Raw genomic sequence first — 15,880 nt, forward strand, 5'->3', positions numbered from 1 at the left:
CGAACCGCCCTTCTCCTGGACCTACAACCGCAAGAAGCGCATGGCCGACGGCACGCTCAAGGAATACGCCGTCGAGGATTACGCCTGGCGCCTCTACAAGCACCAGGGCGGCGACGTCGACAACCTGCCGGACTACTTCGTCACTGCACTCGAGATTTCCGCCGAAGCGCACAAAAACATGGTCGCCGCGGTCGCGCCCTACATCGACACCTCGATCTCGAAGACGGTCAACGTCCCGGCCGACTACCCGTACGAGGACTTCCAGGACCTCTACATGAGCGCCTGGAAAGCCGGCCTCAAGGGCCTTGCCACCTACCGCCCCAACAGCGTGCTGGGTGCCGTGCTCTCGGTCGAACCGGCCAAGCCCGCCGTCGAGCAGCCGGACCCGGCCAAGGCGCCGCAGGACTTCATCAACGGCGACGCCAACCGCCGCCTGTCGATCAAGAACCTGCCGGCGCCGGTGCTCTCCAGCCTGCGCTGGCCCGGCCGCCCCAACCTGCCCGAAGGCAACATGGCCTGGACCTACATGATCGACGGCGAGCACGGCAAATTCGCCCTCTTCGTCGGCCACGTCGAACAGGAAGGCCGCTCGTGGCCGTTTGAAGCCTGGGTCAACGGCCCCGCCGCGCCACGCGGCCTTGGCGCGGTCGCCAAGACGCTGTCGATGGACATGCGCGCCAACGATCATGGCTGGCTGGCGCTCAAGCTCGAATCGCTGGCCAAGACGCCCAACGGCGACGGTTTCGACATGGCCTTCCCGCCCTTCGGCGAGAAGAAGCGCATGCCCTCGGTCGTCTCGGCGATGGCTCGCCTGATCGAATTCCGCGTCGATCAGCTCGGCTTCTTCAAGAACGAAGGCCCGACGCCGGTGCTCGACGCCCTCTTCAGCCTCAAGGAGCCGAAGACCGGCACCGACGGCACGCTGTCCTGGACGGTTGACGTCTTCAACCCGGCGACCAACGAAGACTTCGTCCTCGGCCTCAAGGAAATCACCCTGCCCGACGGCGTCACGCGCCCGTACTCGGTGTGGCTCTCGGGCAACTACCCGCGCGCCCTGGACGGCCTGACCAAGCTCCTGTCGCTCGACATGCGCGTCCTCGATCCGGCCTGGATCGGCATGAAGCTGCGCAAGCTGCTCGACTACCCCGAGCCGCTCGGCGACTTCATGGCCTTCGTGCCCGGCACCCGCAAGCAACAGACCTACCCGTCGACGGTCGCCTACATCGCACACCTCATCATTCACCGCTACGCGATGCTCGGCATCCTCGATGAACACGGTTTCCCGCTGCAGCAGATGGGCATCCTCCAGCCGCCGTCCGACACCACTTCGCCCAAGCCCACGGCCGGAAAACTGTGCGGCGAATGCGGCAACCACACGATGATCCGCAAGGACGGCTGCGACTTCTGCACCGCCTGCGGCGCCGTGGGCAGTTGCGGCTGACACACGGTACGACACCGTAGGGTGCCCACATGGCAAACGCGCACCGGCTTCGGTGCGCGTTTTTTCTTCCGCACCGCACTACAGCGTATGCACCGGCGTACGCCGACAGCCGCGGTGAATGGGTGTAGGATGCATCTTTTACAGGACGACATCATGCCCCGCATCGACACCGTCATTTTCGACATCGGCAACGTACTGATCCCCTGGAACCCCCGCTGGCTCTTTTCCCGTCTGCTGCCCGACGAGGCCGCCATCGACCGCTTCTTCGCCGAAACCGATTTCATCGCCTGGAACGCCGCGCACGATGCTGGCCAGCGCTTTGCTGACGGGGTCGCCGAGGCCAGCGCCCGCTTCCCCCACTACGCCCACCTTTTCGCCAGTTTCGTCGAGCACTGGGAAAAGACCATCGCCGCGCCGATCCAGGGCTCGGTCGACCTTGCCCGGCAACTGCGCGCCGCCGGCTACCGCACACTGGCGCTGACCAACTTCTCGGCCGAAACCTTCCCGCGCGCCATCCGCCTCAACCCCTTTCTCGAAGAATTCGAAGGCATCGTCGTCTCCGGTACGGAAAAACTGATCAAGCCCGACCCGGCCATCTACCGCCTGCTCTGCGACCGCCATGCCGTCGCTCCGGAGCACGCGGCCTTCATCGACGACAGCCTGCACAACGTCGACGGTGCGCGGGCGATCGGCATGCACGCCATCCACTTTCACTCTGCCGAACAGACGCGACTCGATCTGGCCGCGCTCGGCGTCCGCCTTTAGATTTTTCGTTCCTACCCGCGACCCTGCCCTTTCGACCCATGAACGACCCTGCTGCCCCGGACATCCGCCTGATCGCCTGCGACATGGACGGCACCCTGCTCGACAACACCGACCGCATCCACGACGACTTCTGGCCGCTGATCGAAGCCCTGCATGCGCGCGGCATCCTCTTCTGCCCAGCCAGCGGACGCCAGTACGAAAGCCTCTTGAGCCGTTTTTCCGAGATCGCCGACGAGCTCGTGTTCATTGCCGAGAACGGCACCTATGTGGTCTATCGCGGCGAGGAATTGTCGTCCGACCCGCTCGCGCACGACGACGCCCGCCGCCTGGTCGAGACCGGGCGCGCCCTGAAAGCCCGTGCCCCCGAAGTCGACATGGTCCTCTGCGGCAAGCGCTCGGCCTACATCGAGACCACCGCCCCGGCGTTCGCCGCCGAAGTCGCCAAGTACTATCACCGCCTGGAGATCGTTCCCGACCTGCAGGCCGTCGAGGACGACATCCTCAAGCTCGCGGTGTTCGCCCGCGATGCCTCCGAACGCCTCATCTATCCTGCCTTTGCGCCCTTCTGCAGCACGCATCAGGTGGCCGTTTCGGGGCCGCACTGGATGGACGTGATGGTGCCCGCCGCCAACAAGGGCAGCGGCATCCGGCATGTGCAGGAAAAATTCGGCATCACGCGCGAGCAGACGATGGCCTTCGGCGACTTTCTCAACGACCTCGAACTGATGAACGAGGCCGCGTATTCCTACGCCATGGCCAACGCCCACCCCAGGCTCAAGGCCGCGGCCCGCTACCAGGCGCCGGGCAACGACGACAACGGCGTGGTGCGCACCATTCGCAGCGTGCTGCGCCTCGAGTAAGGCTGACGCCTGCGGCAAAAACAAAGCCGGCTCGAAAGCCGGCTTTGTTTTTTTAACGCACATTCCCCACCTCACATGCCGAGGTATGCTTTCTTCACGTCCTCGTTGCTGAGCAGGTTCTCGGCCTTGTCTTCCAGCGTGATCTGGCCGTTTTCCATCACGTAGCCGCGGTGCGCGATTTTGAGCGCCTGGTTGGCGTTCTGTTCGACGAGGAACACCGTCGTCCCGCTCTCCTCGTTGATCTGTTTGATGATCTCGAAAATCTGCTTGATGATCAGCGGCGCCAGACCCAGCGACGGTTCGTCGAGCAGGAGCAGCGCCGGACGCGAGAGCAGCGCGCGCGAAATGGCCAGCATCTGCTGTTCACCGCCCGAGAGCGTGCCGCCCGCCTGGTTGCGGCGCTTGCCGAGGATCGGAAAGCGCTCGAAGGCCTGCTCGATGTCAGCCTTGATCGCCGCCTTGTCGCTGCGCAGGTAGGCGCCCATTTCCAGGTTTTCGAGCACGCTCATCTGCGGGAAGATGCGCCGCCCTTCGGGCACCTGGCAAATGCCGAGCGGCACGATGCGGTCGGCACCGAGGCCCTGGATCGGCTGCCCCCGGAACAGGATCTCGCCGTGCCGCGGCGGCGTGACGCCGGAAATCGACATCAGCGTGGTGCTCTTGCCGGCGCCGTTGGCCCCGATCAGGGTGACGATCTCGCCTTCGTTGATGGTCAGGGAAACGTTCTTCAGCGCCTGGATGTTGCCGTAGTAGGTCTGGATGTTGCGGACTTCAAGCATGAGCATCCTCGCCGAGATAAGCTTCGATGACGCGCGGATTTTCCTTGATCTCGCGCGGCGTCCCGTTCGCGATTTCCTTGCCGTATTCCATCACGTAGATGCGGTCGGAGATGTTCATCACCAGTTTCATGTCGTGTTCGATGAGCAGGATGGCGACCTCGCCCTCGGCGCGGATGCGCGCGATGAGCTCGTCGAGTTCCAGCGTTTCTTGCGGGTTCATCCCGGCCGCCGGCTCGTCGAGCAGCAGCAGGAAAGGATCGGTGGCCAGTGCGCGGGCAATCTCCAGTCGGCGCTGGGCGCCATACGAGAGGTTGCGCGAGTACTCGTTGGCCACCTGCGCGAGCCCCACCTTTTTGAGCAGTTGGTAGCTCTTCTCGACCGTTTCCCGCTCTTCGCGTCGCACCTTGGCGCCGCCAAAGATGACGTCGAGCATGTTGGTGCGCGTCCGGCAGTGGCGGCCGATCATCACGTTCTCGAGCACGGTCATCGCCGGAAACAGGCGGATGTTCTGGAAGGTCCGCGCCATCCCGAGCTCGGTGATGCTGTTCGGCTTCATGCCGTTGATCCGGCGTGTCTGCCCATGCGGCGGGTGGATCAGCACGTCGCCGGAGGTCGGCGTGTAGATGCCCGTCACGCAGTTGAAGAAGGTCGTCTTGCCGGCGCCGTTGGGGCCGATCAGGGCGACGATCTCGCCGGCATGGATGTCGAGGCCAACGTTGTCGATGGCGCGCAGGCCACCGAAATCCATCGTCAGGCCGCGCACTTCAAGCAGCTTTTTCTTTTCACTTGCCGCCATCGTCGCGCCCTCCTTCCAGCGTGTCGTATTCGTATTTGCGACGCATATTGTTGATCAGCCCCTGCGGCCGGAAAATCATCATCAGCACCATCACCAGGCCGAAGATCAGCATCCGGTATTCGGCGAAAGCGCGCAGGTATTCGGGGAGGAGCTTCAAAGCCAGAGAGGCGATGATCACCCCGAGGATCGAGCCCATGCCGCCCAGCACCACCATCGCCAGGATCATCGCCGAGTCCATGAAGGTGAAGCTGTCCGGGTTGATGAAGTTGTTGTGCGCAGCGAAGACCACGCCGACGAGGCCGGCCCAGAAAGCGCCGAGCGCGTAGGCCGAGAGCTTGGTCCGCGCCATATCCACCCCCATCGCCACGCTGGCGATCTCGTCCTCGCGCAGCGCCATCCAGGCGCGGCCGATGCGCGAATTCTTCAGCCGATTGGTGGCAAAGATGGTCAGCCCGACCAGCGCCAGCACGATGTAGTACGTGTAAACCGCCTTCTGGCGCCCGTCCAGGTCAATGCCAAAGAAATCCGGACGCGGAATCCCGGCAATGCCGGCGGCACCGCCGAAGACGGTGTCCCAGTTCTCGAGCACGATCTTGGTGATCGAGCCGAACCCGAGGGTGACGATGGCCAGGTAATCGCCGCGCAGTCGCAGAATGGGAAAGCCGAGGACGATGCCGAAAAGCATGCCCATCAGCCCGCCGAGCGGCAGGCAGGTCCAGAAGCCGAGGTCGAAGTGCTTGCTGAGCAGCGCGTAGGTGTAGGAACCGACCGCGAAAAAGGCGATGTAGCCAAGGTCCAGCAGGCCGGCGAGCCCCACCGTGATGTTGAGTCCGAGCCCGAGCACGACGAAGATCAGCGCGCTGACCATCACGTTGACGTGGTAGTAGTTCTGCCCGGTCGACACCAACCATGGGAAGACGATGGCCACGATGGCCGCGACGTAGAGCACGCGCCGCATCAGCACCGGATCGTCGGCCAGGCGCTGGGCCACGGTCGGCTTGTCTTGCTCGGGGTGCGCCTCGGCGGAGACCGCGGCGCGCTTGTTGGCCCGGCGTTCGATCATGAACTGCCAGAGCCAGGCGATGGCAAAAGCGCCGCCGCCCATCCACGCCAGGTTGGACCAGCGCCAGATAACTTCATTGGTGAGCGTATTGACCTTGACCACCATCAGCGGCAAGGTGAGGAACATGAACCAGAGGGCAATGCCCAGCGAACGTTTCAGATGCGCCATGGCCTTACACCTTCTGTTTCACGGCCTTGCCGAGCAGGCCGGCGGGGCGCAGGATGAGGATCAGGACGAGCAGGCCGAAAGCGAAGACGTCCTCGTAGGCGCTCGAAATGTAGCCGGCACCGAGGGTTTCCGCGATGCCGAGGACCAGGCCACCGAGCACCGCGCCGGGAATGTTGCCGATACCGCCGAGCACCGCCGCAGTAAAGGCCTTCAAGCCGGCCATGAAGCCGATCGCGGTGTTGATCTGGCCGGTGCGCGAGGCGATCAGCACGCCGCCGATGGCCGCCAGCACCGAACCGATGATGAAGGTCGATGAGATCACCCGGTCGACGTTGATCCCGACCAGGCGCGCCATCACCATGTCCTGCTGCGTTGCGCGCATGGCCTTGCCGACCTTGGTGTACTTGATGAGCACGCTCAGCGCGATCATGGTCAGCGTGGTGACGATGAGGATGACCAGGTCGACGGCGCTGACGAATTGCGCGATCGGCTCCAGGAAAGGCAGGTCCGGAACGAGTTCCGGGAAAGGCAGGAAGTCCGGGGTCTGCGCCAGCTGGACGTAGTTCATCAGGAAGATCGAGGCCCCGATCGCGCTGATCAGCGGCGACAGGCGCGGCGCGTTGCGCAGCGGCCGGTAGGCGATTTTCTCCAGCGTGTAACCGTAGGCGGCGGCGTAGATCGCCGCGCCGATGGCCGCCAGCAACAGCACCGTCATGCCGCTGTAGCCGGAGAGCGTGAGCATCCCGGCCACGATCAGGGCGACGAAGGCGCCCACCATGTAGATTTCGCCGTGGGCGAAGTTGATGAGCTGGATGATCCCGTAGACCATCGTGTAGCCGAGCGCGATCAGGGCATAGATGCTGCCCTTGACGATCCCGCCGCAGAGCAGCTCGAAAAAGTATGAGAAATTCATGAAAAAATGCTTACCTTTAGAACTCGATTCGATGAGTGCCGCCCATGGCCGGACACTCGGATGCACGCCCCATACGGTGTCGCCCTCACCCGTCCAAACTCGTCGGCCCGACTGACCGCGCTTCAGCACGATCTTCGGCACACCGCCGGCTTATCCGACTGAATGCAACTCCGGTTCGGATCTCTCTCGGATCCGTTAAAAAAATCAGGGAGACGGTCGTCGACCGCCTCCCGGACCACAACTTCAATGACGGCGTAGCCCGCGGTCAGCCGGGCTCGCCAGGAAGACGTCTTACTTCACTTCGGCGAACTTGCCGCCCTTCACCTGATAGACGGCGAAGCCCACGCCCTCGGCGTCGCCCTTGGCGTCGAACTTGATCTTGCCGACGGTGGTATCGACCGGGCTGCTCTTGAGCGCCTTGCCGAGCGCGTCGTAGTCCGTGCCGCCGGCCACCTTGATGGCGTTGAGCGCGGCCAGCGTCGCCGCATAACCTTGATCGAAGAAGGTGCCGGGTTCCTTGCCAAACTTGGCGATGTGCTCTTCGCGCGCCTTGGCGTTAAGCGGCAGCTTGGAAACGTCCTTCGGACCGGTGGCATAGACGCCCTCGGCGTCCTTGCCGGCAATCTTGAGGAAGCCGTCGCCCTTGACGCCGTCCGGGCCGACGAAGGCGACCTTGATCTTCTTCTTGTTCATCTGCGACAGGAGCTTCGATGCTTCGGGGTGATACCCGCCGAAGATCACCGTGTCAGCGCCGTCGTTGCGAATCTTCTGGATCACCGCCGAGTAGTCCATCGCGCCCGGCTGGATGCCCTCGTAGGTCACCACTTTGGCCTTGCCGCCCTTCTCGATGCTGTCCTTGGCGAAGTCGGCGAAGCCTTTGCCGTAGTCGCCCTTGTCGTGAACGATGGCCACCTTCTTCGCCTTCAGGGTCTCGGTGGCGAAGTTGGCGGCCAGGATGGCCTGGTCGTCGTCGGACGCAATGGTGCGATAGAAATTCGGATATTCGCCGCTCTTGGTCAGCGGCGGATTGGTCGCCGACGGGCTGATCACGATCACCTTGGCGCTCTTGTAGATGCCCAGCGCCGCCTTGGTCGCACCCGAGCAGATGTGCCCGATGACAACTTTGACGCCTTCGGACACCAGCTTGCTGGCCACGTTGGTTGCCAGTTCCGGCTTGCATTGCTCGTCGGCCGCCACCAGTTCGACCTTCTTGCCGTTGATCCCGCCCTTGGCGTTGGTCTCGGCGACCACCAGCTCAGCCGCCGCCTTGGTCGGCAGGCCGTAGGGCGCGAGATCGCCGGTGTGCGCGCCGGCCACCCCGATCTTGATCACGTCGTTGGCGCCCGCCTGGGGCGCCCAAAGCGCAGCGGTCAGGACAGCGAGCGCGCTCAGCGAAGCCAACATTGATTTTTTTGCATCAAAGCTCTCCTGGACAAAGGGCACCACACACAAAAAAGGCACAAAATGCCAAAACCAAGACGCAAAGTTAATATAAATATCCCAAATCGGTCAATCTTTACCCGATTATTCCCGACGCATTTCGCTTCGCCTGCCCCCGGCAAACTGCGGCCTGCCGGGGGCATCAGCCGGACTACTTGAGATCGACGAAGGCGCCGCCCTTCATCTGATAGACGGAGAAACCGACCCCTTCGACGTCGCCTTTGGCATCGAAGCGGATCTTGCCGATGGGAGTCTCGACAATGTGCGTGCGCAAGGCCTTGGCCAGTGCCACCTGCTCCGTGCCGCCGGCCAGCTTGATGGCGTTGACCGCCGTCAGCGTCGCCGCATAGGCCTGGTCGAAGTAGTTTCCGGGCTCCTGCCCGAACTGCTTGCGGTGCGCCTCACGCGCCTTGGCGTTGAGCGGGTTGCGGGTCACGTCCTGAGGCCCGGTGGCGTAAGCGCCGTCGCCGTCCTTGCCGGCGATCTTGATGAAACCGTCGCCCTTGATGCCGTCGGAGCCGACGAAATTCGGCTTCATCCGCTTTTTCTTCATCTGGGTCAGCAGCTTCGACGCTTCGGGGTGATAGCCACCGAAGATCACCGTGTCCGCGCCTTCGCTGCGGATTTTCTGAATCACTGCCGAATAGTCCATGGCGCCTGGCTGGATGCCTTCATAGGCGACGACCTTGGCCTTGCCCCCCTTGTCGATCGCGTCCTTGGCGAAGTCGGCAAAGCCCTTGCCGTAGTCACCCTTGTCGTGAATCACCGCCACCTTGGTGGCCTTGAGCGTCGTCGTCGCGAAATTCGCGGCGAGGATGGCCTGCTCGTCGTCGGAGGCGATGGTGCGGAAAAAATTGGGGTACTCACCGCCCTTGGTCAGCACCGGTGCGGTTGCCGAGGGACTGATCACCGTGACTTTCGCGCCCTTGTAGATGCCCAGCGCGGCCTTGGTCGCGCCCGAACAGGCGTGGCCGATCACCACTTTGACGCCTTCCGAAACGAGCTTGCTCGCGACGTTGGTCGCGAGCTCAGGCTTGCACTGGTCGTCCCCCGGAACCAGCACCACTTTTTTGCCGTTGATCCCGCCCGCGGCATTGACCTCGGCGATCACCATTTCCGCCGCAGCCTTGGTCGGCAGGCCATAGGGCGCCAGATCGCCGGTGTGCGGGCCGGCCAGACCAATTTTGATGACCTCGTTCGCCCATGCGGCAGACGAACAAAATGCCAGCGACAGCGCCATGACGACGGACTTGCGAACCGCTTTTTGCAACATTCTTTCCTCTCCTTGCTTCTACGGCCAAAAAACCATTGACGGTAAATTAATTCCAAGGAGAGGTCAATTTTTGGACGCAAAATCGAATCATCGCCATTAACGGGCAAGATTCTTCCGAAACAGGCAGACGCCGAAGCCGCTGCCCGTTTCGGAGTCACACCCCTCAACGCCGCTCGAGGATGGGCGGCGAAACCCCGGCGACGCCCACCAAGCCAAGCACGGTCAGGAGATTTTTCTGCACCCCGAGATAGGCGTCGGTCGGGTCGTACCATTCGCTCAGGGCGTGGTTGTCGCCGGTCGATCCACCGCGCCCGACGGTCATTGCCGGGATGCCGAGGCTGATCGGCAGGTTGGCATCGGTGCTGGCCGGCGCTTCGAGCATGGGTTTTCGGCCAATCGAGCCGATCGCCAGCATCGCCGCCTGGATGATCGGCGCATCGGCGGCCTGGCTGCCGGCCGGGCGCGAACCGACCGGTTCAATGTTGACGCTGACCTGGCGCTCGTGTTTCCAGCGCGCGTTCTCTTCGTCGACGGCCGTCCGGATCGCTTGCAGGGCCTGCGCCTCGAAGGCCAGCAACGCGTCCATCCCGACCGAGCGCATGTCGAGTTCGAAGACCGCGTCACCGGCGATCGAGTTGATCGAGGTGCCTCCGGCCACGGTGCCGACGGTAAAGGTGGTTTTCGGCTTCGCTGGCGGACGCAGCTCGGCGATCTTGGCAATCGCCCGCCCCATCGCATGGATCGCCGAGGGGCGTCCGAACGCGCCGAAACTGTGCCCGCCTGGTCCGGAAAAGCTGACCCGGTAACGGTTGCTGCCGACGGCGATGTAAGTGATGCGCTCCGGCGTCGAGCCGTCGATCGAAATGAAGCCATCGAAGTTCCGATGTTCGGCGAACAGCGCACGCACCCCGCGCAGATCGCCCAGCCCTTCCTCACCGACCGTGCCGACGAACCACAAGTCGCCGACAGTCTCGATCTTCGCCGCGTCGAGCGCCCGCACCAGCGACAGGAGTTCGACCAGCCCACGCGTATCGTCGGCGATCCCCGGGGCGTAGAGGCGGCCGTTTTTCTCGGTCACCGTCAGGTCGGTATTTTCGGGAAAGACAGTGTCGAGGTGCGCCGAGACCACCAGCTTCGGCCCGCCGCCCCGCCCCGAGCGAACGGCAATCACATTACCTTCCTTGTCGATGCGTGCGTTCGCGAGTCCAGCGGCCGCGAGGCGCTGGCGGAAATCCTCGGCACGCCGCGCTTCCTTGAAGGGCGGCGCGGGGATGGCGACGATCTGTTTCTGTTCAGCCAGCGTACGCGCTTCGTCGGCCTTGATGAAAGCCAGCGCCGTCTTGACCGAGGTGTGCCCGGCCATGGCCGCGTAAGCCTCGGTCACGGCGGGCGAAATTTCCACTGCCCCGGCCGTGCTTGCCGCGAAGAAGGCCAGGAACGAGGCCGTCCGCAGGCGGCTCCAACCCGTTCTGCTTTGCATTCTGTCGTGCATCTTGCCCTCCCTTTTCCATTCCATTGGTTTTGAATCTGCCCTTAAACCGTCCTTGAACCTTGTACCCTGCCCAGAGGGACGCGCCCGAAAGCGATCCGCTGCCGATGCGCATCGCCGCATCCACTCTGAAACCGGGGCCGACAAAACTCAAGCACCTTCGAAGTTTTGCGCCGCACCGCCCTGACGAACAGCGTAAAACGAGCAAAACGGCGGCCACACGCCGCGTTTTGCGCGATAATCGAGCGCTTCACCGTTGTTTTTGTCGTCGTCTTCCCCGTACTCATCAGCCCCGATCCGCCGTGTCGACGTCCACCTCCGCTCCGCTGCCCACGCTCTCCCAACACCTTCCGCTGCCCCTGCCGCCTGCGCGGCGGGGCGAACGCACGGCCTTGCCGCCTTATGCCGGCTCAGCCGACGCCCTGACCATCGCTCACCTCGCCCAGCTCAAGCGCCCGCCCGGCGCGGCGGCCGCGCCGGAGATGCTGGCGGTGCTCACTGCCACTGCCGCCGATGCGCAGCGCCTGCTCGAGGAAATTCCGTGGTTCGCGCCAGCGTTAAAGGTTCGCCTCTTGCCCGATTGGGAAACGCTGCCCTACGACGGCTTTTCGCCACACCACGACCTCATCTCCGAACGCCTGGCCACGCTCTACGCCATCTCGCGCGGCGAATGCGAGGTGCTGCTCGTGCCGGCCTCGACCGCCGCCTATCGTTTCGCGCCGCCGGCCTACCTCGCGGCCTACACCTTCTTCCTCAAGGTCGGCGAACGACTCGACGCCGAAGCCCTGCGCACCCAGCTGACGCTGGCCGGCTACGCCCATGTCACCCAGGTCGTCTCGCCCGGCGAATACTCGATCCGCGGCGGCCTGATCGACCTCTTCCCGATGGGTTCGCCGCAGCCCTACCGCATCGACCTGTTCGACGACGAGATCGAAGGCATCAAGACCTTCGACGTCGATAGCCAGCGCACCCTGGCGCAGGTGAACGAAATCCGCCTCCTGCCGGCACGTGAATTCCCGCTCGACGACAAAGGCCGGGCGCGCTTCCGCCAGCGCTTCCGCGAAGTTTTCGAGGGCGACCCGGCGCGCTCGGGCATCTACAAGGACATCTCGAACGGCATCGCCCCGGCCGGCATCGAATACTGGCTGCCGCTCTTCTTCGACGAGACGGCGACGCTCTTCGACTACCTGCCCGCGAACGCCAGCCTCTGCCTGCACGGCGACGTCCCCGAGGCCTTGCGGGGTTTCTGGAAGGATGCCCAGTCCCGTCATCGCCTGCTCTCGGGCGAGCCCGGCCGACCGCTGCTGCCGCCGGACGAATTATTCCTCTCCGAAGAAGCCTTCTTCGTCGCCGCCGCGCCTTACGCGCGCCTCGTCCTGCAGCGCGCCGAACTCGGCACTGCACAGGCCTCGGCCGTCTTGCCGCCGCTGGCCGTCGAGCGCCGCGCCGAAGACCCGCTCTCGCGCCTGAAAGGCTTTATCGACGGACATCCCGGCCGCATCCTGTTGCTCGCCGAATCGCCCGGGCGGCGCGAAACCCTCGCTGAACTGCTCGCCGAATATGGCCTGCGGCCGGCCGCCAGCGCCGATCTGGCGGGCTTTCTGGCCGCGGACAACCGCCTCGCGCTGGGCGTCGCACCGCTCCATGACGGTTTCATCCTCGGCGACCTGGCCTTCGTCACCGAAGCCGAGCTCTACGCCGGCAGCCCCTCGCGCAAGAGTCGTCGCAGCGCACAGCGCAAGGCCTCGCTCGACACCTGGCTGCGCGACCTGACCGAACTCAAGATCGGCGACCCGGTGGTGCACGAGCAGCACGGCATCGCCCGCTACCGCGGCCTGATCCACCTCGACCTCGGCGAAGGCGAAACCGAATTCCTCGAACTGCACTATGCCGACGAGGCCAAGCTCTACGTCCCGGTGTCGCAGCTGCACGTCATCTCGCGTTATTCGGGCGCAGACCCGGACGCCGCGCCGCTGCACGCGCTCGGCTCGCCGCAGTGGGAGAAAGCCAAGCGCCGCGCTGCGCTGCAAGCCCGCGACACCGCGGCCGAGCTCCTGGCCCTCTACGCCCGCCGCGCCGCGCGCGAAGGGCATGCCTTCGAATTCAGCGTGCATGACTACGAGGCTTTCGCCGACGGTTTCGGCTTCGAGGAAACCCCCGACCAGGCCGCGGCCATCGAGGCCGTCATCACCGACATGAAGTCGGGCAAGCCGATGGACCGCCTGGTCTGCGGCGACGTCGGTTTCGGCAAGACCGAAGTCGCGCTGCGCGCCGCTTTCTGCGCGGTGGCCGGCGGCAAGCAGGTCGCCGTGCTGTGCCCGACCACCCTGCTCTGCGAGCAGCACTTCCAGACCTTTAGCGACCGCTTCGCCGACTGGCCGGTGCGCGTTGTCGAACTCTCGCGCTTCAAGACCGCCAAGGAGACGACGCAGGCGCTGAAAGACCTCGCCGAGGGCAAGGTCGACATCGTCATCGGCACGCACAAGCTGTTGCAGAAGGACATCGTCTTCCCGCGCCTGGGGCTGGTGGTGATCGACGAGGAACACCGCTTCGGCGTGCGCCAGAAGGAGGCGCTCAAAGCGCTGCGCAGCGAGGTCGACGTGCTCACCCTGACCGCGACCCCGATCCCGCGCACGCTCGGCATGTCGCTCGAAGGCTTGCGCGACTTCTCGGTGATCGCCACCGCGCCGCAGAAACGGCTGGCGATCAAGACCTTCGTCACCAAGCTTTCCGACGGCATCCTGCGCGAGGCGCTGCTGCGCGAATTCAAGCGCGGCGGCCAAGTGTACTTCCTGCACAACGAGGTCGACACCATCGAGAACATGCGCGAGAAGCTCGCCAAGCTGGTGCCCGAGGCGCGCATCGTCGTCGGCCACGGGCAGATGAACGAGCGCGAACTCGAACGCACGATGCGCGACTTCATGCAGCAGCGCGCCAACCTGCTCCTGTGCACGACGATCATCGAAACCGGCATCGACAACGCCCACGCCAACACCATCGTCATCAACCGTGCCGACAAGTTCGGCCTCGCCCAGCTGCACCAGCTGCGCGGCCGCGTCGGGCGCTCGCACCACCAGGCCTACGCCTACCTGCTCACCCCGGGCGGAGAAGAAGCTTCCGGACTCACCAAGCAGGCCAAGCAGCGCCTCGAAGCGATCCAGGCGATGGACGAACTCGGCGCCGGCTTCTACCTCGCGATGCACGACCTCGAAATCCGTGGCGCCGGCGAAGTGCTGGGCGACAAGCAGTCGGGCGAGATGCAGGAAGTCGGCTTCAAGCTATTCACCGACATGCTCAGCCGCGCCGTGACCGCGCTCAAACAAGGGCAGGAACCGGACCTGCTGCGCCCGCTGGGCATCGCCACCGAGATCAACCTGCACATCCCGGCCCTGCTCCCCGACGCCTACGCGCCCGACGTTCACGATCGGCTCTCGCTCTACAAGCGCCTCGCCAACTGCGAATCGATCGACGACATCGCGGCGATGCACGAAGAGCTCGTTGACCGCTTCGGCGAGCTGCCGGCCCAGGCGCAGTCGCTGCTCGAAAGCCACCGTCTGCGCCTGCTCTGCCGGCCGCTCGGCATCGTCAAGCTCGACGCGACCATCGATCAGGTGCTCGTTCAGTTCGAACCCAATCCCCCGATCGAACCGATCCGCATCATCGAACTGATCCAGAAGGATCGGAACTATCGCCTCGCCGGGCAGGATAAACTCCTGCTCAAACGTCATTGCCCGACGCTCGCCGAGCGCGTCGCGGCCGTCAAGGATCTGCTGAGGAAACTGAAGCCATGAACCATCCCGACAAGACCAACCTCGACACGCCGGACATCGAGAACGTCAACGTTCTCGACTTCGAGGCCATGCCCTCGCCCGAGGACATCCACGCCCGCGTGCCGCTCTCCCCCCAAGCCAAGCATACGGTCATGGCCGGGCGCGAAGCGCTGCGCAACATCCTCGACCGCAAGGACCCGCGCTTTTTCGTCGTCGTCGGCCCCTGCTCGATCCACGACCCGATCGCCGGCCTCGATTACGCGCGCCGTCTGAAGGCGTTGGCCGACGAGCTGTCGGACACGCTGCTCCTCGTGATGCGCGTCTACTTCGAAAAACCGCGCACGACGACGGGCTGGAAGGGTTACATCAACGACCCGGACATGGACGACTCGTTCAAGATCGACAAAGGCATGGAGAATGCCCGTCGCTTTCTGCGCGACATCGCCGAACTGGGCCTGCCGGCGGCAACCGAAGCGCTCGACCCGATCTCGCCGCAATACCTCGGCGACCTGATCAGCTGGACGGCGATCGGCGCCCGCACCACCGAATCGCAAACCCACCGTGAGATGTCGTCCGGCCTGTCGACGCCGGTCGGCTTCAAGAACGGCACCAACGGCGACATCGGCATCGCCATCAACGCCATCGTCTCGGCCTCGCGGCCGCACAGCTTCCTCGGTCTGAGCAGCGAAGGCCGCTCGGCCATCGTGCGTACCCGCGGCAACCCGTACGGCCACGTCGTCCTGCGCGGCGGCGACGGCCGCCCGAACTACGACACGGTAAGCGTGCGCATGGCCGAAGAAATCCTCGAAAAAGCGGGCCTCGCGCCCAACATCGTCGTCGACTGCTCGCACGCCAACAGCTTCAAGCAGCCCGAACTGCAACCGCTGGTGCTGGCCGACGTCGTGCATCAGGTGCGGCTTGGCAGCGAATCCCTGGTCGGCGCGATGATCGAATCCAACCTCGTCGCCGGCAACCAGCCGATCCCCGCCGACCTCAAGCAACTGCGCTACGGCTGCTCGGTCACCGACGCCTGCGTCGACTGGGACACCACCGCCAACATGCTGCGCGAGGCGGCCCAACTGCTGCGCGAAGCCCTGCCCGCCCGCCTCACTACGGCCTGAGC

12 protein-coding genes are annotated in these 15,880 nt (G+C 64.4%); 5 read left to right on the forward strand and 7 right to left on the reverse strand.

Annotated features, from left to right (window positions below):
* The 3 genes from QMB55_RS13295 to QMB55_RS13305 all read left to right on the forward strand — a co-directional run.
* Positions 1–1,441 (forward strand): ribonucleotide reductase barrel domain-containing protein (locus QMB55_RS13295; RefSeq protein ID WP_497589202.1); only part of this gene is annotated, 1,441 nt, incomplete at its 5' end.
* A 153-nt stretch (positions 1,442–1,594) separates the two neighbouring features.
* Complete coding sequence (locus QMB55_RS13300; RefSeq protein ID WP_497589203.1) at positions 1,595–2,206, forward strand: HAD family hydrolase; 612 nt, start codon at positions 1,595–1,597, stop codon at positions 2,204–2,206.
* 38 nt (positions 2,207–2,244) lie between these two features.
* Positions 2,245–3,066: a Cof-type HAD-IIB family hydrolase gene (locus QMB55_RS13305; RefSeq protein WP_497589204.1), complete on the forward strand. Its 822-nt coding sequence runs from the start codon at positions 2,245–2,247 to the stop codon at positions 3,064–3,066.
* 71 nt (positions 3,067–3,137) lie between these two features.
* Here QMB55_RS13305 and QMB55_RS13310 read toward each other — a convergent pair whose 3' ends face one another.
* From QMB55_RS13310 to QMB55_RS13340, 7 genes are all read right to left on the reverse strand, one after another.
* On the reverse strand, positions 3,138–3,845 hold the full coding sequence (locus QMB55_RS13310; protein ID WP_497589205.1) for an ABC transporter ATP-binding protein: 708 nt from the start codon (positions 3,843–3,845) through the stop codon (positions 3,138–3,140).
* Entirely contained in the window at positions 3,838–4,641 is an 804-nt protein-coding gene (locus tag QMB55_RS13315) for an ABC transporter ATP-binding protein (protein ID WP_497589206.1), read from the reverse strand. Before QMB55_RS13315 ends, QMB55_RS13310 begins: the two co-directional genes overlap by 8 nt.
* Positions 4,628–5,872, reverse strand: a complete 1,245-nt coding sequence (gene livM, locus QMB55_RS13320) for a high-affinity branched-chain amino acid ABC transporter permease LivM (protein WP_497589207.1) — start codon at positions 5,870–5,872, stop codon at positions 4,628–4,630. The genes QMB55_RS13315 and livM overlap by 14 nt, the downstream gene beginning before the upstream one ends.
* Positions 5,873–5,876: 4 nt before the next feature.
* Entirely contained in the window at positions 5,877–6,785 is a 909-nt protein-coding gene (locus QMB55_RS13325) for a branched-chain amino acid ABC transporter permease (RefSeq protein ID WP_497589208.1), read from the reverse strand.
* 291 nt (positions 6,786–7,076) lie between these two features.
* Positions 7,077–8,189, reverse strand: a complete 1,113-nt coding sequence (locus QMB55_RS13330; RefSeq protein ID WP_497589209.1) for a branched-chain amino acid ABC transporter substrate-binding protein — start codon at positions 8,187–8,189, stop codon at positions 7,077–7,079.
* Positions 8,190–8,376: 187 nt separating this feature from the next.
* A complete protein-coding gene (locus QMB55_RS13335) occupies positions 8,377–9,498 on the reverse strand; it encodes a branched-chain amino acid ABC transporter substrate-binding protein (protein ID WP_497589210.1) in 1,122 nt (373 codons plus the stop codon).
* A 163-nt stretch (positions 9,499–9,661) separates the two neighbouring features.
* On the reverse strand, positions 9,662–10,990 hold the full coding sequence (locus QMB55_RS13340; RefSeq protein WP_497589211.1) for a M20/M25/M40 family metallo-hydrolase: 1,329 nt from the start codon (positions 10,988–10,990) through the stop codon (positions 9,662–9,664).
* Positions 10,991–11,289: 299 nt separating this feature from the next.
* On the opposite strand from QMB55_RS13340, the gene mfd reads away from it, so the two are divergent.
* Both mfd and QMB55_RS13350 read left to right on the forward strand, forming a co-directional pair.
* On the forward strand, positions 11,290–14,778 hold the full coding sequence (gene mfd, locus QMB55_RS13345) for a transcription-repair coupling factor (RefSeq protein WP_497589212.1): 3,489 nt from the start codon (positions 11,290–11,292) through the stop codon (positions 14,776–14,778).
* Positions 14,775–15,878: a 3-deoxy-7-phosphoheptulonate synthase gene (locus QMB55_RS13350; RefSeq protein ID WP_497589213.1), complete on the forward strand. Its 1,104-nt coding sequence runs from the start codon at positions 14,775–14,777 to the stop codon at positions 15,876–15,878. The genes mfd and QMB55_RS13350 overlap by 4 nt, the downstream gene beginning before the upstream one ends.
* Positions 15,879–15,880 lie beyond the last annotated feature (2 nt).

The organism is Propionivibrio sp. (assembly GCF_041441355.1).
GTDB lineage: Bacteria > Pseudomonadota > Gammaproteobacteria > Burkholderiales > Rhodocyclaceae > Propionivibrio.